General features: G+C 67.1%; 11 protein-coding genes. 5 read left to right on the top strand and 6 right to left on the bottom strand.

The window, feature by feature from the left end:
- Positions 1 to 11: 11 nt before the first annotated feature.
- Positions 12 to 1,103, bottom strand: a complete 1,092-nt coding sequence (locus tag NS355_RS04765; RefSeq protein ID WP_058744642.1) for a sensor histidine kinase — start codon at positions 1,101 to 1,103, stop codon at positions 12 to 14.
- On the bottom strand, positions 1,093 to 2,385 hold the full coding sequence (locus NS355_RS04760; protein ID WP_209445021.1) for a sigma-54-dependent transcriptional regulator: 1,293 nt from the start codon (positions 2,383 to 2,385) through the stop codon (positions 1,093 to 1,095). The genes NS355_RS04765 and NS355_RS04760 overlap by 11 nt, the downstream gene beginning before the upstream one ends.
- Before the next feature lie 144 nt (positions 2,386 to 2,529).
- On the opposite strand from NS355_RS04760, the gene NS355_RS04755 reads away from it, so the two are divergent.
- The 3 genes from NS355_RS04755 (at position 2,530) to NS355_RS04745 (ending at position 10,413) form a co-directional block, all read left to right on the top strand.
- Positions 2,530 to 4,944, top strand: a complete 2,415-nt coding sequence (locus NS355_RS04755) for an ABC transporter permease (RefSeq protein ID WP_058744641.1) — start codon at positions 2,530 to 2,532, stop codon at positions 4,942 to 4,944.
- 337 nt (positions 4,945 to 5,281) lie between these two features.
- The gene (locus tag NS355_RS04750; RefSeq protein ID WP_058744640.1) at positions 5,282 to 8,035 is read left to right on the top strand and encodes a TonB-dependent receptor; all 2,754 of its coding nucleotides are present in this window, start codon (positions 5,282 to 5,284) and stop codon (positions 8,033 to 8,035) included.
- A gap of 173 nt (positions 8,036 to 8,208) precedes the next feature.
- Positions 8,209 to 10,413: a hypothetical protein gene (locus tag NS355_RS04745; protein ID WP_058744639.1), complete on the top strand. Its 2,205-nt coding sequence runs from the start codon at positions 8,209 to 8,211 to the stop codon at positions 10,411 to 10,413.
- Here the strand turns inward: NS355_RS04745 and NS355_RS04740 are convergent.
- Positions 10,410 to 11,273 (bottom strand): alpha/beta hydrolase, encoded by an 864-nt coding sequence (locus NS355_RS04740; RefSeq protein WP_058744638.1) that lies wholly within the window; start codon positions 11,271 to 11,273, stop codon positions 10,410 to 10,412. The genes NS355_RS04745 and NS355_RS04740 overlap by 4 nt on opposite strands.
- 267 nt (positions 11,274 to 11,540) lie before the next feature.
- Between NS355_RS04740 and NS355_RS04735 the strand changes: the two genes are divergently transcribed.
- Positions 11,541 to 14,075: a putative bifunctional diguanylate cyclase/phosphodiesterase gene (locus tag NS355_RS04735; RefSeq protein WP_084787520.1), complete on the top strand. Its 2,535-nt coding sequence runs from the start codon at positions 11,541 to 11,543 to the stop codon at positions 14,073 to 14,075.
- Between the two features lie 20 nt (positions 14,076 to 14,095).
- Here NS355_RS04735 and NS355_RS04730 read toward each other — a convergent pair whose 3' ends face one another.
- From NS355_RS04730 to NS355_RS04720, 3 genes are read right to left on the bottom strand one after another with little or no spacing between them, the layout of a single operon-like run.
- On the bottom strand, positions 14,096 to 15,547 hold the full coding sequence (locus NS355_RS04730; RefSeq protein ID WP_084787518.1) for a TolC family protein: 1,452 nt from the start codon (positions 15,545 to 15,547) through the stop codon (positions 14,096 to 14,098).
- Positions 15,544 to 16,620, bottom strand: a complete 1,077-nt coding sequence (locus NS355_RS04725; protein ID WP_058744637.1) for an efflux RND transporter periplasmic adaptor subunit — start codon at positions 16,618 to 16,620, stop codon at positions 15,544 to 15,546. The genes NS355_RS04730 and NS355_RS04725 overlap by 4 nt, the downstream gene beginning before the upstream one ends.
- Positions 16,610 to 18,289, bottom strand: a complete 1,680-nt coding sequence (locus NS355_RS04720) for an ABC transporter transmembrane domain-containing protein (RefSeq protein ID WP_058744636.1) — start codon at positions 18,287 to 18,289, stop codon at positions 16,610 to 16,612. Before NS355_RS04720 ends, NS355_RS04725 begins: the two co-directional genes overlap by 11 nt.
- Before the next feature lie 198 nt (positions 18,290 to 18,487).
- Between NS355_RS04720 and NS355_RS04715 the strand changes: the two genes are divergently transcribed.
- Positions 18,488 to 19,393, top strand: coding sequence for a hydrogen peroxide-inducible genes activator (locus NS355_RS04715; protein WP_058744635.1), 906 nt, complete (start codon positions 18,488 to 18,490; stop codon positions 19,391 to 19,393).
- Positions 19,394 to 19,466 lie beyond the last annotated feature (73 nt).

Genomic DNA, 19,466 nt, shown 5'->3' with positions numbered 1-19,466 from the left:
GTCGATCCGGCCTAGAGGGGGCTTGAAGGCAGGCGCATACGGAAGGTCGTGGGGACGATCGGCAGCAGGTCGAGCGTACCGCCATGCCCCTGCGCAATCCGCCGGGCGAGGCTGAGGCCGATGCCGGTTCCGGTCGGCTTGGTTGTGTCGAACGGGCGGAAGATCGCCGCAGTCCGGTCGACCGGAACGCCGGGGCCGCTGTCGCTGATATCTATCATCCACTGCCCGTCCGCTGCCGTGACGGACAGGGCGACATGGCCCGTGTCGCCCGCCGCCTCGGCGGCGTTCTGCAACAGCGCCCAGAGCGCCTGGCTCAACTGATCGCGATCGACCGCGCCGATCAGGCCGGGGGACAGCGTGACGTTCAGCGTCGTGCGCGGCCAGCGACCTGCGAACAGTCGCGCCAGATCGTCGATCATTCCCGCCATGGCGACGTCCCGCCGCATCGGCGGGGGCAAACGGCCCAGCGATCGATAGGCCTCGGTAAAGCGGTGCAATCCCTCGGCCCGGCGGGCGAGGGTGGTCAGGATTTCGGGCAGCAGCGCAGGATCGCTGTCGCGCGCCTCGGCCGCCGCCAGCCCGCATTCGGCGAGCGAGACGATGGGGGCGAGGCCGTTGAGCATCTCATGCCCCAGCACCTGGATCATCTCGGCACTGGCCCGCGCCTCGGCGACGCGTTCCTCGCTATCCACATCGATCAGCGCGACGACGGAGCGGTCGGCGACATCGACGCGGTCGGCGCGCCAGCTTCGCCCGGCATGGCGCAGATGCGTCGCCTGACGGTCGGTCACCAGCGGCGGGGCGGGGAGGACACGGTCGTCGGTCGCGAACAACTGCCGCGCTGCCCGGTTGAGCGCGTGCACCACCGAGCCGTCGACCAGCAGCAATGGGGTAGGGGAGGCGTCGAGCAACAATCTATGACTGGTCGTTTCGGGGCCTTCCGCCGCCGCCACCGCTGCAACCGGGGACCGGGCCGGCGGCCGACCGGCGAGTAGCAACCCCGCGACCGCCAGCACCGCGCCGATCAAAGCCAGCCATAGCCCATGCGTCCAGGCCAGGGCCGCCGCCGCACCCAGGATCGCCAGCGCCAGCCTAGAGCCCATGCTGCGCCATGCGCCGGTACAGCGTACCCCGGCTCAGCCCCAATGCGGCGGCCGCGCGGGAGATGTTGTGGCGATGCTCCTTCAACGCGGCCTCGATCATCAGCTTTTCCGCGTCGTCGAGCCGGAAGGTCGGTGCGCCCGTCTCTCCTGTCGTCGCGCCGTGCGGCGCTGGCAAGATCGCAGCGGCATCGATCACGCCGTCATCGGACAGCAGCACCGCCCGCTCGATCGCCGCTGACAGTCCGCGCACCTCGTCCGGCCAGTCGGTCGCGGCGATGATCGCTTCGGCGGCGGGGGACAGCCTTACCTGGCGGCCGCCATAGGTCTCCCCCGCCATCTGGGCGAAGTGGCGCGCGAGGATCACCGCATCGCCCTGACGTATGCCGAGCGGCGGCACCGCGATCTCCAGCGTGGAGAGGCGGCGGCGCAGCGCCGGGGACAGCGGCGCAAGGCTGTCGGCAATGCTCAGGCAGCGCAGATCCGGCGGCAACCGGTCGAGTAACCGCGCCTGCGCCACCAGATCCAGCCGGTCGGCATGGCGCAGAAGCACCGTCCCGCGCGGCTGGGCCAGCAGGGACCATTGTTCGGCATCGCGGAGGTCGATGCGGATCGGCGGTTCGCCCGCATCCGGCGAGGTGGCATGGACTGCCATCGCGGTCAGCGTCCGCCCCGATCCGGGGCGGCCGGTCACGGCAATATTGGCCACGGTCGGGCCGACCCGCTGGACGATCGTTCGCACCTCGGCGATGGCGGGTGAGTCGCCCAGCAACATAAAGCCACCGGCGGGTCGGGGCGGCGGGTTTCCGGCTGTCGCGCGGTCGGCGATGATGGCGGCGCATTTGGTGAGCAGGTCGTCCTTGCGCCACGGCTTCATCACGAAGTCGCGCGCTCCCGCCTGCATCGCCGCGACGGCAATGCGGATGCCGCTATGCGCGGTGATGACGATGATCCGAGCGCCCGGATCGTCCGCCATGATCCGCGTGATGCAATCCAGCCCTTCCTCGCCGTTCGTTCGCCCGGCGGTAAAGTTCATGTCGAGCAGGATCGCATCGTAACGCCGCCGCGCCAGTCGCGAATAAGCGCTACCCGGATCGCCTGCGATGTCGAGCCGGTGGCCCGACAATCGAAACAGGATTTCGGTCGACCGCGCCACGACCGGATCGTCCTCGACCAGCAGGATATCCCATCCGCTTGACAGCGATGCGGCGTGTCCATGGGCGGACAGAATGTCCGCATCTGTCCCGCCGTCCGAACGTGCCGCAGAAGATAAGTCTGGTTTCATAACGGCTTGGCGTTTCCGGCGCTGGACAGGGACAGTGCGACCATGATGACCGAACAACCGATCCGCGCAAGTGCCGCATAGACAGGCCGGGCCACCAGACCCTAGCCATGATGCGACGCGCGATCAGATAGGGGGACGTTTCGCGTGAACAGCTTTGCCCTTCTTTCGCTCTACCGCTCGCTGACCCGCCACAAGCTGTACGCCGCTCTCAATATCGGCGGGCTGGCATTGGGGATCGCGGTGTTTTTCGTGCTGTCGCTCTACGTGCGGTTCGAGACGAGTTTCGAGCACTGGCTGCCGCATCACGATGACATCTACATGGTGCGAACCGAACTGCATCTGCCGGGCAGTCCGTTCAACGGCGCCTATCCCCAGACGATGGCGGGACTGTTCGAACAGATGCGACAGGATTTTCCCGAACTGGTCGGTACGCGCATCCGGGGCGGCAGGAAGGGGGGCAGCGTCGTGCGGCGGGGCGACGCCATCATGGCGGACGTCGCACAGGTCGATCCGTCCTTTTTCGACGTGTTCGACCTGCCCATGGTTCGCGGTGACGGGCGGCAGGCGCTCGCCGATCCGTCGGCCGCCTTGCTGAGCCGCAGCGAAGCGCGCCGTCTGTTCGGTGAGGCCGATCCTTTGGGCCAGACACTGACCATCGCGGTCGAAACACCCGAAACATACCGCGTGGCGGGGATATTCGAGGATTTGCCGAAAGCCACCGATCTCGAGATTTCGATCCTGATCCCGATGCCGCGCAAGCCGCCGCCTGCCCAATGGGCCTGGTACAAATGGGGCATGGTCGATGGCGCGACCTTCCTGCGCTTTCCCGACTCCGCCGCCGCCCGCGCCTTTGCGGCAAGGATGCCCGCCTTTGTCCGGCGTCATGCAGGGCAGGATCTGGGGCCGGAGCCGAACAAGGTCATCTCGCTGCCGCTCTTGCCCATAACCCAGTTTCATCTCCAGCCACCGGCAGGAGCGGAGATGGGCGGGCGCAGGCTGACCGTGATGACCCTGGGAATGGTCGGTGTACTGACGCTGCTGATCGCCGTCATCAACTATGTGAACCTGGCGACGGCGCAAGGCGGACTTCGCGCGCGAGAAGTCGCCATGCGCAAGGTGCTGGGCGCGGACCGGGCCATGCTGATCCGGCAGTTCCTGGCCGAGGCGATCGCCATGGCGGCGGTGGCGACGTTGTTGGGTATGATCCTGGCGGAGGTCGGCCTGCCCATGGTCAACGCGGCCGGAGGGCTGTCGCTGAGCTTCCCTTATGCGCTGGCCCTGCCGGTGCTGCTCGTGCTGGCGCTGGGGATCGGGGTGCTGGCGGGTTTCTATCCGGCGGTGGCCCTGTCCCGCTTTCCGACGTCCGAGGTGCTGGCCTCCGCCCGCGCGCCGGGCGGTGGACGGGCTGGCGCGCGGCGGCGTGAGATGCTGGTGATCGTCCAGTTCGGGCTGGCGACCGCCTTCATGATCGGCACCGTCGTGCTGGTCGCGCAGACGATTCACGTCCGCCGGTCCGACCTGGGGTTCCGGCGGGAGGGGCTGATGATCGTGTCCTCGCTGGGCGACAGGCGGATGTTTCCCGATCAGGCGCGCCCCATCGTTGCGGCGCTGCGCCGTATACCCGGCGTGCAGGCCGTGGGCACCAGTTCCTCCGCCCCCGGGACCAGTGGCGAGCAGTTGGACGTGATCGAGATGCCGGGGCGTCCCGGACTGACGATCAGCAATGTCGTTGTCGGGCCGGACTTTTTTGACGCCTATGCACCGACCCTGCTGGCGGGCCGATTCTTCGACGATGCTCACCGCGCCGACGATGCGAGCGACTGGACCCGATGGAAGGACGGCCGGAACGTCATCATCAACCGCAAGGCCCTGGCCGCGCTCGGCTTTCGCGATCCCCAGGAGGCGATCGGCAAGACGGTGGGGCGGATCAACCCGCGCACGATCATCGGGGTGATCGACCATCTCCGCTTCGCCTCGCCGCGCACGCCCGAGTCCGTGACCTTTTATCAATATAGGCGGGACGTCGCGGGCATCGGCGCGATCCGCTTCGTCGGTATGTCGTCCGACATGTTGCGTCAGGTGCGTCGGGTCTGGGCCCGTCTGGCGCCGCAGGTGCCGCTGGAGGCCGGGATGGCGGACGAACGGCTCGACCGATTCTATGCGCCCGACGACCACGCCGCACGGCTGTTCGGCATCGGTGCCGGACTGGCCGTGCTGATCGGCTGTGTCGGGCTCTGGGGGCTTGCCTCGTTCAACACCGCCCGGCGGGTGCAGGAAATCGGCATCCGCAAGGCCCTGGGGGCGTCGTCGACGGATATCGTCCGGCTGCTGGTCGGGCAGTTTCTCCGCCCGGTGCTGATCGCCAATCTGATCGCATGGCCGCTGGCATTCGTGGCGATGCGGACCTGGCTGGCGGGGTTCGACGACCGGGTGGCGCTGTCGCCGCTCTACTTTGTCGGGGCCAGCCTGCTCGCGATCGTCATCGCGGTACTGACCGTGTTGGGCCAGTCGTTGCGGGCCAGCCGCGCCACGTCCGCCTGGGCGCTGCGACGTGAGTAGGGCCGGGTGGCGTTAGTCCGTTCGATTCGCGCGGGAATATCGGGGTGCGCCACCGGGTGTACCACTCTGGCACCGGTATCCGCTCCTGTGACCGGCATGCCGAACGCCATGAAACCAAATCTCGTTTCTGCGCAATCAATTAGGTCCTATTACAATCCGGAAACAATATAGAAACTTTTTGGTGGCTTATTTGGTATTAATTGGTATCTCTATAACCCAAGTGTAGGCGTTGCCGACCGTCGGGAGGGTCGGCGCCCTCACTGCTTCGCCTGCCGGGTCGGCGCGAAGTTCGGTCCCACCAATGGGGGCGGGGACCGGCAAAGGGGGGATTACCATCATGCGCTTGCGCAATTGCATTCTGGCGACCACGATTCTGGCCGGGCTGACCGGCACCGCCCAGGCCCAGTCGACGACGACCACCGCGACCGGCACGACCGCCCCGTCGCAGGACATCAGCGCCGTCGGCCAGGAAAACGACATCGTCGTACGCGGCATTCGCAAGAGCCTTCAGGACGCGATCGATACCAAGCGATCGACCAACGCGATCGTCGACGTCATCAGCGCCGAGGATGTCGGCAAATTCCCCGACACCAATGTCGCAGAGTCGTTGTCGCACCTTCCGGGCGTGACGGTCGACCACCAGTTCGGCGAGGGCGAGCAGGTGTCGATCGCGGGTGTCGAGCCCGCGCTGAACCGCGTGCTGATCGACGGCCACTCCATCGCCTCGGCCGATTGGGGCGGCAATCCCGGCGACCGGTCGAGCCGTACCTTCAACTATTCGCTGCTGTCGCCCGAGATCATCAGCCAGGCGGTCGTCTACAAGACGCCCGAGGCGCGGCTACAGGAAGGCGCGATCGGCGGCACCGTCGATATCGTCACGCGCAAGCCGCTGGACCTGAAGCCCGGCACGCTGACCGCGACCGCCGGTTACGAATATAACGATCGTTCGAATCGGGGCAATTTCCGTGGCTCGGCACTGTATAGCTGGCATAACGAGAGCGACACGTTCGCGGTGCTGGGCTCGGTCAATTACGACAAGGAGAATCTCGCGCGCGCCGGTGTCGCCGTCTACGGCTATCTGACCGGCAGCCAGTTCACCACGACCAACGCCGCCGGACAGACCGTGTTGCAGAACCCCAATGCGACGATCACCGGCGGCACGATCAACGACCTGAAGACCGCCCGTCTTCCCGCCTTCCTGGCGCATGAATATTTCCAGCAGACGCGCCAGCGGCTGGGCTTCACCGGCACGATGCAGTTTAAGCCGACCGACAATTTCACGCTGACCGCCAACGCCATCGTGATCCGCGGCAATTACGACAATTTCAGCAATTCCGAATATAGCTACAACGTGCGCGGGTCGCAGCTGACCGCCGCGACGATCAGCAACGGCCTGATCACCTCGGCGACCTTCGCCGCGCAGCCCAGCACCAGCAAGACCTGGATGGGCGAGCTCGACACCAATTTCCGCCGCACCCGGATCAAGAATGACAGCTACAGCATGTTGTTCGACTGGGACGTCGACGGGTGGAAGATCACCGGCAATGGCGGCTTCACCCGCGCGACCGGCGGCAAGGACCCGGAATATCTGCTGAACTTCCGTACCCGCCAAGGCTTCACCGTCGGTGCGAACGGCCGCAACACCATGCTGAACTGGGACAATCCCGCCAGCGATGGCACCCAGTGGATCAGCACCTCGCCCGCCGAATCCAAGTTGCGGACCGAACCCGCCGTGCTGGCCGCGACCAATGGCCAGGGCTTTTTCGGCGCACAGATCGGCGGCATCACCCGCGCCGAGAATACGGTCGACCAGGAGAAGTTCGGCCAGATCGACTTCGCCCGCGAGCTCGACAGCAATATCCTGAAGACCGTGCGCTTCGGCGTCCGCGCCAATATCCATGACAATCGCCAGACCACCTTCGGCGGCGCGACCTTCACCAACAACTTCTTCACGCTCGCCGATCTGGGCTCCTATGTCCTGAACGGCAGCGTCTATGACGGCCTGTCGACCACCGGCAATGCGACGCCCTATGCGACGCTGACCCAGGAAAATGCGATCAAGGCGCTGAACGCGCCGGGCACGCTGAACATCACCCGGCCGCTCGACACCGGCTCGTTCTTCCAGGTGCAGGAGCGGATCGGCACGGCCTATGTCCAGGTCGATTACCAGGCGGGCAAGTTCCGCGGCAATATCGGCGGCCGCTTCGTACGCACCCGCGACATATCGACCTATTATCTGTCCTCGTCGGGCCAGACGACGCTGGTCACCGCGCCGCGCACCGACGACCGTTTCCTGCCCGCGTTCAACATCGCCTATGACGCCGGTCCCAGCGTCGTGCTGCGCGGCGCGGCGGCCAAGGTCATCGCCCGGCCGCGCTATAGCGATCTGGCCGGTTCGCTGTCGCTCGATGACACGCAGAAGACCGGCGGCGGCGGCAATCCCGACCTGAAGCCCTATGCCGCGACCAATTTCGGTCTGTCGGCGGAATGGTATTTCGCCCCCGCCAGCTATCTGTCGGGCGAGGTCTTCTATCGCGACATCTCGAACTATATCGGCAACGTCGTCGACAACGGGCCGGACGGCACCGGCGTACAGTTGACCAATGCCGTGACCGGGCTGACCAACAAATATGCGATCAACCGGCCGGTCAATGGCGGGCAGGCGACCGTCACCGGCTTCTCGCTGACCGGGCAGGCGAACCTGATCTGGGGCTTCGGCATCCAGTCCAACTATACCTTCGCCAGCGGCGAGACGGCGGTGGCCGGGCAGGGCCTGCCCTATCTGTCGCGCAACACCTACAATATCGTGCCGTATTTCGAGTCCGGTCCGTTCCAGGCGCGGCTGAGCTACAATTATCGCTCGAAATATTTCTACGGCTTCGGGCGTCTCCAGTCGTCGAACTTCACCGACTCCTATCGCCAGCTCGACTTCTCGGCCTCGTACAACATCAACGACCATTTCCGCGTGACGGCCAATGCGTCGAACCTGCTGGACGAGACCTATTACCAGTATAGCAGCACGCCGTCGGCCCCGACCGCGCTCTACAAGAACGGGCGCGTCTTCTCGGTGACGGGAACCGCACGCTTCTGATCGATCCCCTGAAGGGCGGGGCTTCCCTCCGCCTTTCGCTGGCCCCGGCAGCGATGCCGGGGCCTTTTGTCTTTGCGGCCCCGTTCCACCGCGCCATAAGACCAAAGTGACACCACGGAGCCGAGCGTGACCCGCAACCCGTCCTTTCCCGTTCCCATATATCGGATCGCGGCATGAACGCCGTCATCGCTGCACTGGCGGCATCCTGCGCGACGGCCGGAGCGGGGGGCGAGGTCGCGACGGACCTGCTGAACCGCCGGATCGCGGAGCGGGTCGCAAGATGCGGCGACGTCAGGGTGCTGATCGCACCGCGAGGGGCGGTGGCGGCGGCGCTTCCCGTCGCGCTGCGGAGCCGGTGGCGGGCACCGGCGAAGCTCGGTCGCGAAGGCTTTGCGATCCGTCGGGTGGGGCCGATGACGGTCGTTACCGCCGAAGCCACGAGGGGACTGGTCTATGGCGCGGGCTGGCTGCTGCGCCATCTCGCCGTCGCGGGCGGGACCGCGCGGCTGACCATGAGGAGTCCGGTCGACGAGCAGCCCGCTTATGCCACGCGCCTGACCCAGATCGGCTATCGCCCCAAGAACAACAGCTACGATGCCTGGACCCTGCCGATGTTTCAGCGGCGGATCGAGGATTTCGCGCTTTGGGGGGCCAGCGGCGTGCAGATCATCGCGCCGGTGTCCGACGACGATGCGACCGGTCCGCTCTTCCCCGCACCGCCGCGCGAAACGCTGGCGGGGATTTCCCGCATCACCCACCGGCTGGGGCTGGATGTCGCGCTCTATTATCCCGAGCTTGGCGATTACGAAAAGCCCGGTGCGGTGGCCGCCGAGGTCGCCGCGTTCCGGCGGACCCTGGCCGATCTGCCTTATGTCGATGCGCTTTATGTGCCCGGCGGCGATCCGGGGCATACGTCGCCCGCGCGGTTGTTTCCGCTCGTGGCGCAACAGGCGGCGTTGCTACGGGCACGCCATCCCCAGGCGTCCGTCTATATCTCGTCGCAAGGGTTCGACGCGGCGGGGTTCGAGGCGTTCTACCAGGAACTGGACAAGCGGCCCGACTGGTTGACCGGCGTCTTCGTCGGCCCGCAGACCCGCGATCCGTTGTCGGTCGAGCGGGCGCGGATCCCGGCGCGCTATCCGCTGATCCTCTATCCCGACATCGCGCACACCATGCATGCGCAGTTTCCGGTGCCGCGCTGGTGGCCCGAATTCGCGCTGACCGAGGGGCGCGAGCCGATCAATCCACGCCCTGCGGCCTATGCGCACATCTTCGCCCATTTCGCCCCCCCGACCGCCGGGTTCATCACCTATTCCGAGGGGATGAACGACGATTTCAACCAATTCCTCTGGTTTCGTCTGGGCTGGGACCCGAAGACCGACACCCGCGCCTTTGCGAAGGACTATGCGCGAATGTTCATCGGCGATGACCGGGCGGCCGCACTTCCGGCGGCGCTGGAGGCGAATTGGGTCGGCGACCCTACCACCAATACCGCGATCGACGCCACGTTGCGCCTCGCCGATCAGGTCCGGCCCGCCGCCTTTGCCGACTGGCGGATCGACTCGCTGCGCTATCGTGCGGTGTATGACGCGCTGGTGCGCCGTCGCACCATAGCCGCCCGTGCAAGGCGAGCGGCAGCTTTGGCCGCAGCCGATCCCGAACGCGCGCGCGCCATCCTGGCGACGGGCGACGGGCCGGAGGCCGCCGCATTGCTCGACCGGCTGAAGGCGCTGGCCGAACGGCTGTGGCAGGCGGCGCGGCTGCAACTCAGCGTGAAGCGCTATGGCGCGTCGAATATCGAGCGGGGCGCCAATCTCGACCGCGCCGATGTCGACCTGACCGGCCGCGCCTGGATCGAGGCGCAGATGGCCAAGGGCTGGCCGATTCCCGACCGCAGCCGCCGGGCGGAGGGCGCGCTCTACGACGATCTGGGGCGCCCGGATGCCGAGCCGCATCTGGTGCGCGGGGCGGGTTTCCAGGCCGATCCGCAATTCTTCACCACCGCCATCGATGGCATTGCCGACCGGACCCCGGCGGATGGCTGGTGGCCGGGCGAACTCGACTATGCCGAGACACTCTATGATAGCCCGCTGCGGATGCATTATGACGGGCTCGACCCGCGCCGGGTTTATCGCCTGACGATCACCTATGCGGGGGAGGACTATAGCCTGCCGATGCGGCTGGTGGCGAACGGTAGGATCGTGTTGCAGGAGCATTTCGTCCGTAGCGCGAACCCGATGCAAATCACGGTCGCTATCCCGCGCGAGGCGACGGCGCGCGGCACGTTGGACCTCGCCTGGACCCGCCCGCCCGGCATGGGCGGCAGCGGGCGCGGCAAGCAGGTGGCGGAGACCTGGCTGATCCCTGACGGACTCTAGCGTGTCACCTGCCGGACGAAGGCGGCGACATCGGCCACGACCGGGGCGCGGCCACGAAAGGGGCGGGCGACCGACAGGATCATCCCGACATGGCCGAGTTTGGGATAGGCGCGCAGCGTCACCGGCACGCCGCCCGCCTGGAGCCGGGCGGCCAGCGCTTCGCTGTTGCGCGGCAGGACCGTCTTGTCGTCGGCTCCGACCAGCAGCAGCGCCGGGGGATCGCCCGCGCCGGCCCAGTGGACCGGCTGGGTTTCCTCGGGGCGCGGCCAGGCACCGAAGGCCGCCCGGCTGACATCCACGTCGAAGGGCGCGAAGTCATAGGGACCGGCCAGCCCGACCAGCCCGCGCACCGCCTGCCTGTCGCGGCCCAGCCAGCGATCGTCGACCGCCAGCATCGCGGCGATATAGGCGCCCGCCGAATGCCCCATCAGCACCAGCTTCGCGGGATCGCCGCCGAACTCGGCGACATGCCCCTTCGTCCAGCGCATCGCCGCCGCGCCGTCTTCGACAAAGGCGGGATAGCGGATGGCGGGGACCAGCCGGTAATCCGGGATCACCACGACAAAGCCCTGTGCCGCCAACGCCCGCCCGACAAAGGCATAGCCGCTGCGCGTCCCGCTGTTCCAGCTGCCGCCATAGAAGAAGACGACCACCGGGCGGCCGCCGGTTCCCGCGGTGCGGGGGGCGTAGATGTCGAGCCGCTGGCGTGCATCGGAACCATAGGACAGCGCCTCGGCCACTCGCCGCCCGCCGCTATCCTTGGGCACGAGACGGTCGAAGGTCGCCAGCGGCGAACAGCCCGCGACGAGCAGCGACAGGCAGGCGGGGAGTGACCGGGCGATCCGATGGAACAACGTCATGCCTCCTCCATGCCCAAAGCCCGTGCCTGCCGCCAGAGAGGGCGCGATCGGATAGGAGAAAAGCGATGTCCCCGCCCGTAGATCCGGCCGGTCCAGCGATCGTCCAGAAAAAAGTCACCCCACTTCAAAGGCCTGAAAATACGGAGATTGACGAAAGCGTAAAAAGGCGGTCAGGGCGCAGATGGGGAAAGCGGCGGGAGCGGGGGCGCTCTGCGGGATTGGCCGTCTTGTTTCCGTCACATTAATGCGGGTTGGGGACGGGTCGGCATGAAGGCCGCGAAGCGGGTTTGGGACGTCAGGGCGTGGGGCCTTTTATGGCTGCTGCTGCTGGCCGCGATGACGCCGGGCACGGCCTCGGCCAAGGCGGTCGATCTGTATCCGACCGTCTGCAGCGCCGCCTTGCCCGACAGCATCAGCGATGCCGGGATCGTCGAAGCACACTATCGCTGTGGCGCGGGGGCACCGACGCGGGGGGCGGGTTGGCTGTGGCTGCGGCTGGATACGTCCCTGTTGGGCAGCCTGCCCCCCGGTTGGGATTTGTTGATCGACCAGACCCGCTTCGACCGCATCGGCCTGCTGGTGGTCACGGGCGACGGCAAGACAACGCGTCGGGTGCTGTCCTATGACCAGTTGCGGGGACATTGGACGCCCGGCGGCCTGCTGAAATTCGTGGTCGGGCCACCGGGACGCGACGTGCGCAAGCTCTATGTCGGCTTCCGGCAGATCGACGACCTGTCGCTGATGCGCAAGGTCGTGGCCCGGCCGGGCAGCAGGATGAACGGTGCGGATGTCGGGTGGCTGGTGCTGACCGGTCTGTTCGCCGGGACCCTGTTGTCGGCCTTTCTCTACAATCTGGTGATCCATGCCGGGCGGCGGCCCGCCTTTCAGCGCTGGTATCTGCTCTGGGTGGCGGTCGCGCTGGTCTATGGCCTGATCTGGACCAACACGGCGGCATTGCTCGTGCCATGGCTGGTCGGGCCGGTCGCCGTGCGGATCTGGTTCGTGCTCGTCGGACTGATGGTCGCGGCGTGCAACATGTTCTTCTTCACGGTCATCGAGGACGGGGTGCTGTCCCCCGGTGTGATCCGGGCGGGACGCTGGCTGGCGATCGGGGGCGCGGTGTTGGGCGCGCTGGCCGCCGCCGATACCTGGTTTCCCCCGGTGCTGACCGACCGGCTGCTCAACTATGATATTGCCGCGACATCGGCGCTGATCGCCTGGTCCTGCGTCGTGGCGGCGCGGCGGGGTAGCCGTGTCGTCTGGTTCTACATGATCGGGTGGAGCCCGGTCATCACGCTGTTCGTCCTTCGGCTGGCGCGCAATCTGGGCTTCGTGCGGCAGAACGACGCGGTGGACATGGCGACCTTCCTGGCGCTGGCGTTCGAGGCGCTGGTCCTGTCGCTGGCGATCGCCGACCGTTTCCGCCGCATCCGTCGCGAGCTCGACGAGGCGCGGCAGCGGCGCGAGATCGACATGGCCGAGACGAAGACGCTGCGACTGGCCGCGCAAACCGACTTCCTGACCGGTCTGGGCAACCGCGCCGCCTTTCAGCATCAGGCCAATGCCCTGATGAAGGCGTCCATCCCGTTCAGCCTGTTCCTGATCGACGTCGATTACCTGAAGGACGTCAACGACCGGATGGGCCATGCCAGCGGCGACATGCTGCTTTGCCATGTCGGCGCTGCGCTGGGCGGGGTCGTCCATTCGATGGCGGATGTGCGGGTGTCGCGGATCGGCGGCGACGAGTTCGCGATCCTGTGCCCCGGCTCGCTGCACGACGAAGCCGCCCTGGCCGAACGCATCGCCGGCCTTCAGGGCGAGCAATGGCATGGCCGCGATCGCAGCCGGACCATGTCGCTCAGCATCGGGTCGGCGCGCTATCCGGACGATGCCGAGGCGCTCGACCTGCTGTATCACAATGCCGATCTGGCGCTCTATACCGCCAAGCGGCTGGGACGCGCGCGCTATGTCCGATACGACCCGTTGCAAAGCAGCCTGCGTGAGCTTCAGGTCGCCTTTGCCGGGGAGGCCGAGCAGGCGCTGGATCAGGGCGAGTTCATCCTATACCTGCAACCCATCGTCTCGCTGGAGACCGAAACGGTGTGCGGGCATGAAGCGCTGCTCCGCTGGGACCACCCGGTCCATGGATTGATGACCCCGGACCGCTTCGCCGATGTGCTGGTGGCCGAGCGGATCGGCCTGCGTATCCAGGATCATGTCCTAGAACTGGCATTGATCGCGCTGCGCGATCGCGGCGAGGCGCTGGGGGTGGTGTGCGTCAACTTCACCTCGGCGCAGCTCGCCGGGCCGCGTTCGGCGCGCACGGTGCTCGAACGGCTGGTGCATTACGGCGTCGATCCGTCGCGGCTGTGTGTCGAGGTGACCGAGGGCGTGATGCTCGACCGCGGTGCCGACAGCATCCTGTCCAGCTTGCGGCTATTGCACGATGCGGGGGTGTGCATCGCACTCGACGATTTCGGGACCGGCTATGCCTCGCTGGTCCATCTGCGCGACCTGCCGGTGGACCGGATCAAGATCGACCAGTCCTTCGTCGCCGGGCTCGACGAAACCGATGGCGGCACCTTCCCGATCGTCAGCGCGATCGTCGGCCTGGGGATCGGCCTGGGCAAGGTCGTGATCGCCGAAGGGATCGAAGCCGAATGGCAGGCCGAGCGTCTGCGCCAGCTCGGCTGTCGGCTCGGCCAGGGCTATCTCTACGGCCACCCCGTCGCGCTCGCGCCGATCACCGATGGGGAGCGGGTCCTGTCGGCAAGCGGCACCCTGTTGCCGGATCGGGTCTAGGTCCTCGTTCAGCCGCCCGTTCAGGGCTCCAGCCCCAGTGCCGCGCGGTCGGCGGTGGCGGCGGCCAGTTCGGCGCGGGCGGCTGCGATCCGGGCCTGCGCGTCGATCAGGCGGACACGCGCATCGTTCGCGGTTTCCTCGCGCTGGTTGACCAGGAAGAAGTCGCTCGACCCCAGTTCGAACCGCCGCCGCTCGGCCGCCGCGAGCCGTTCGGCCAGCTGGCGTTCCTGTTCGGCGATGGTCGCGAGCTTTTCGGCGGCATCGACGCCGATGGTGATCCCCTCGACCTCCACCGCGATCTGGTCGCGCAGGAAACGGCTACGCGCCGACAGCGCGTCCATCTCCGCCTGGGCCTCGACCATGCGACCCTTTGCCGCGCGATTCTGGAGCGGCATCGAAAAGCGAAAGCCGACCGCCGCCTCCAGCGGCGTGCGATTGGGGCCGCCCAGGCCGATCGGGCCGACATCCTTGCCCATCTCGCCGCGCAGGTCGAACCGGGGGCGCAGGTCGTTCTGCGCCAGCGCCAGGCGCGCCGAACCCTGGTCGATCCGGGCCAGCAGCACCTGAAGGTCGGGGCGGCGCTGTTCGAAATTCCGGCGTGCCGCCACCGCTACGCCCGACAGCGCCTCGGCCCCGCCGGGCAGGCGCTCCGGCCCGACCTGCACCGGATCGCCTTCGGCATCGCGGTAATAGAGGGACAGGGCATTGGCCGCCGCCTGGAAATCCCCCTCGGCCCGCACCACCAGCGCCCGGCGGCGGACGACATTCTGGTCGTTCTCCGCCAGCAGGATATCCGGACGCGCGCCCAGCTCGACCTGACGGGCGAGGCCTCCCCGCCGGTTGAGCGACAGGTCCAGCAGCTCGTGATAGGCCCGCAGGCGCAGGCCCGCCGCGACCCAGTTCTGATAGGCATCGACCGCGCGCCGCTGCACGCCGATCGCCACGGCCTCGCGCTCGAACCGGGCGATGTCGATATCGCCCGACGCCAGGGTGCGGCGGGTGCGGCGCTCGTCGACCAGACGGTCGCGCAACAGCGAATAGAGCGCGCCGACCTTCACCTCGCCCAGGCGGTTGGTGTAATTCTGATCCTCATAGACCGGGAAACTGCCGCGACTGACGCGGTAGCCGCCATAGACGTAACCGCCATTGTCGGTCAGCGGACGGTTCGCGCTCGCCGAGGCGACGGTGCCGTCATAATAGCCGAGCGTGCGCGAGCGCCCCTCGGCCTCGAACACCGTGTCGAACGCGCCGTTGGCGGTCATCGCCTTGCCCTCCGCCGATCGGATCTTGGCCAGCGCCTCGATGATCTGCGGCGCGGCGCGGGCGGAGGACCGCAGCACCTCGTCCAGCGTCAGCGGTCCCGCGCTGGGCAACGGTGCGGGGGCGGGGATCGCCTCGATCCGCTGGGCCATGACGGGTGCGGACAGGGCCGGGGCGGCGAGCGCGGAGATCAGCAGCAGGGAGCGGATCATTTCGGCTTGCCCGCCTTGGCCGCGATCTTCTTGTCGTCGTCCTTCGCGCCCTTGTCGTCCTGCTTGTCATTCACCGTCTGGCCGAATTCCAGCGGGAAGTCGTTCAGCTGACGCCATAGTTCGTAACCGACCGTCACCGTCTCTCCCTGAACCCAGCCCTGAACCTTGCCGCCCAGACGGACGAAGCGGCGCTCGGGCCAGGCGGGCTTGCCGGGTGCAGGCTCGACCAGGATGCGGAACAGCCCTTGCGCATTGGCATTGGGGTCGATCGTGCGGACGCGACCGTCGAAAAAGCCGTAGGCGACCGAGGGCCAGCCGCTGAACTGGATCGCGGGCCAGCCCTCGAACTCCAGACGCACCGGGCGACCGGGGCGGAGCAGCGGCACGTCGCGACCGTCGATCAGCAGTTCGACCGCGCGCTGCACCTCTTCCGGCGCGACCACCGCCAGCGCAGTGCCCGCCGAGACATAGGCACCACCGGCCGCGGCGTTCAGATTCTGGATACGTCCGGCGCGCGGGGCGCGGACCAGCTGCGCCGACTGGCGGTTCAGCTGTACGTCGATGCGGTTCAGCTTGGCCCGCGATTCCGCCAGCTTTGCGCCGGAGTCGGCGACCTTGATCTGCGCCTGTTCGTAGTCGCGGCGGGAGGCGAGCCCTTCCGCATAGAGCTGGCGCGTACGGCTGACATCGATCTGGGCGACCGCCTGCGACTGGCGGACCGAGGCGATCTCGGCCTCCACCTGGGCGCGTTCGGCGGCCAGGCGGGACAGCAGATTGGGGTCAAGGTCGATGATCCGCGCGATCGGGTCGCCCTGTCTCACATGCTGGCCGTCATGGACATACCAGCGCTCGACGCGGCCCGGCACCAGCGCGGTCACGTCCTGCGCGCGGTCGGTGGGATCGAGCGAGACGACCTGGCCACGCCCCTGCGCGGTCTGCAACCACGGCACGAAGAACAGGATGAAGATGACCGCCGCGATGCCGACCGTCAGGATCCAGGCGATGGCGACCGTGACCCGAGGCGGGCGCAGCGACGAAAGGGTGCGGAAATGCGTGAGCTGATCAGGCGACATCGGCGTCCTCCCGGCGATAGGCGTTCTGGAGGTCGGCAAGCCGCTCGAAGCGACGCTGCTCGGTCAGACCGAGATAGAGATAGCCGTCGAGTTCCATGTCCTCGGGGCGGCCGGTGCACAGCAGCACGGTCGTGCCATGCGCCCGCAACAGCCGCAGCGCGGCGCGCAATCGTTCGGGCGGCAACAGGTCGTAAAGTTGCCCGAGCAGCAGCAGCTTGGGGCCGACCAGCAGGGCATTGGCGAGCTTCAGCGCCATCGTCTCGCCGACGCTCAGCGGATAGCCGGTCGAACCCAGCGGCGTGTCCAGCCCTTGTGGCAGGCTCGCCAGACGACGTTCCAGCCCGACCAGCGCCAGCGCCTCCATCGCCTTTTCGGCGAGTTCGCCCGAGGCGAGGCGCAGATATTCGCGGATCGTCACCTCGACGATGGTCGAACGGTCGAGCACCGTCACGTCCGAGCGGAGGCGGTACATGTCGAATGAGCCCAGATCGGCATTGCCGATCCGCACCAGGCCGCGATCGGGTAGCGAATGCCGTTTCAGCAGCATCGCCAGCAGTCGCTCGGCCCCCGGCTCGGTCACGGTGACGAGCTGCTCTCCGGCCGCCAGCGTCAGATTATAGCGTGCGTCGTTGAACGCCACATCGGTCAGCTTGACCGATCCGTCACGCGGGCCGTTGTCGCCGCGCACGGTCGGCTCCTGCGGAATGGCGAACAGCAGCGACAGCTCTTCGGAACTGGCGACCAGATCGTAGAAGGTGTCGAGATACCAGCCGAATTGCGAGATGCCGTAGAAGACGCCCGACAGGATCAGCTCGGCCGCGACCAGCTGCCCCAGCGACAGCTGTCCGCGCAGGATCAGCATGCCGCCCAGCAGCAGCAATCCGGCGCTGGCAAAGGCGTAGATCAGCAGGAAGGCGATGGTCTGTGCGAACTGATAGCGGAAATAGCGACGATGCGTGTCGACATAGTTCGCCGTCATCGCCTCCGACCGGTTCATCGCGAAGTCGAGATGGCGCAGCGACTTGTAGAAGCCGTTCGACCCGCCGACGCTTTCCAGCCAGCGCGCGGCATTATGCTTGGCATGGCTGAGCGCCACCGCCCCGCTGATCGCGCCGCGCCGCCACAGCATCCATACCAGCAGGAGTGCGGCGACCAACACCACGTTGAAGGCGAGGAAGACCGGGTGGTAGAAGCTGGTGATGGTCAGGCCGATCGCCGCCTGAAGCATGATGGTGAAGGCGCCGATGACCAGGCTGGGCACCGATTTCTGGACGACCACCAGATCGAAATAGCGGTTGAACAGGTCGCCTCGATTGCCGTCGGCGAAGAAAGGATCCTGCGCATGGACCGCACGCACCGTGACCTCGGCGACCACGCGGGAGAAAAGGCGACGCTCGAACGCGGCCATGATCCACACCCGGAGCGCACTGAGCCCCGCGACCATCAGCAACAGCATCAGCAGCACGCCCGACAGCGCCCAGAGCGGGGCAGGCATGGCGGTATTGGCGACGCTGTTGATCAGCAACTGGACCGAGATGGGCGTCGCCAACGCCAACAGGCTGATCGCGATGGTATAGACGATGCCGAGGCGGACATAGGCCGAATCAGGGCCTATGATCTGCGACAGCCAGCCCACCGCATCCCGAAAACCCAATCGTTGTCCCGCCAAAACACGCCCCTTTTTTCGTATCTTGGCCGAGCCGGAGCGGGCAGCCGACGGCCACCGTCACTCCGCAGCACCCTCATGTTCCCCTCCATGAAAGTTACGCTTCGGCCTGATCCTAGTGACGTCGATGTAACGACATATCACAGTCGTGGCCAATCGGAATTGCCGTGCCCAGGGTATAGAAAGTGGTTATAGGGCCTTATGCTTTCCTTGCGTCAACTCGAATATCTGGTGACGATCGCGGATACGGGTTCCTTTGCGCTGGCGGCGCGGGTCGCCAATGTCTCGCAGCCCACACTCAGTCAGCAGGTCCGGACGCTGGAGGAGCGGCTGGGCGCCAGGCTGTTGGAGCGGAGTGCGACGGGTGCGATCCTGACGCCGGTCGGGCGCAGCATCGTGGCGACCGCGCGGCGCATGTTGAGCGATGCCAGCGATATCGTGGCGCTGGCGGCGGGTTCGACCGACAGCCTGACCGGCACGCTGAAGCTGGGGACGACGCCGACGCTGGGGCCGTATCTGCTGTCGCCGATCATCGCCGAACTGCACCGCATGGCCCCGCGCTTGCGCCTGCATGTGCGCGAGGGGATACCGGACGAACAGGCGCTGGAGCTGTCGCGCGGCGATATCGACGTGCTGCTCGGCCCGCTGCCCATGACCGGCGAGGACCTGACCGTCGAACCCCTGTTTCGCGAGCCGTTGCATCTGGTCGCGGCGCTCGACCATCCGATCGATGCCGCCATCGCGGCGGATCGCGAGGTGCTGAGCGGCAGTCCGCTTCTGACGCTCGATCCGCGGCATCATCTGGCGCGGCAGGCGGCCGAGGTCGCGGACCGTTATGGCATGACCATCGCGCCGGACTATTATGGCACCAGCCTGGAAAGCCTGCACCAGATGGTCGCAAGCGGGCTGGGCCTGACGCTGCTGCCCAGCCTTTATCTGCAATCGGAAGTGGGCGGGGCGGCGGGATTGAAGATCCTGCCGGTCCAGGGTTGGCGCGCCCATCGGTCGATCGCCATCGCCTGGCGCCGTCAATCGCCGATGAGCGCGGCGTTCAAGCTGATCGCCGATCATGTGCAGGGATGCGCGCGGACGTTGCTGGCGGGGTGAGGGGGCCGTTCGCGCGTTCGGCGATGGCGTGCCGTCCCCTCACGCACCACTCCGGCGGAGGCCGGGGGCCAGT

It is taken from the genome of Sphingomonas yabuuchiae, assembly GCF_001477495.1.
In the GTDB taxonomy this organism is placed as follows: domain Bacteria; phylum Pseudomonadota; class Alphaproteobacteria; order Sphingomonadales; family Sphingomonadaceae; genus Sphingomonas; species Sphingomonas yabuuchiae_A.
This window is presented reverse-complemented; position numbering and strand designations above follow the sequence as displayed.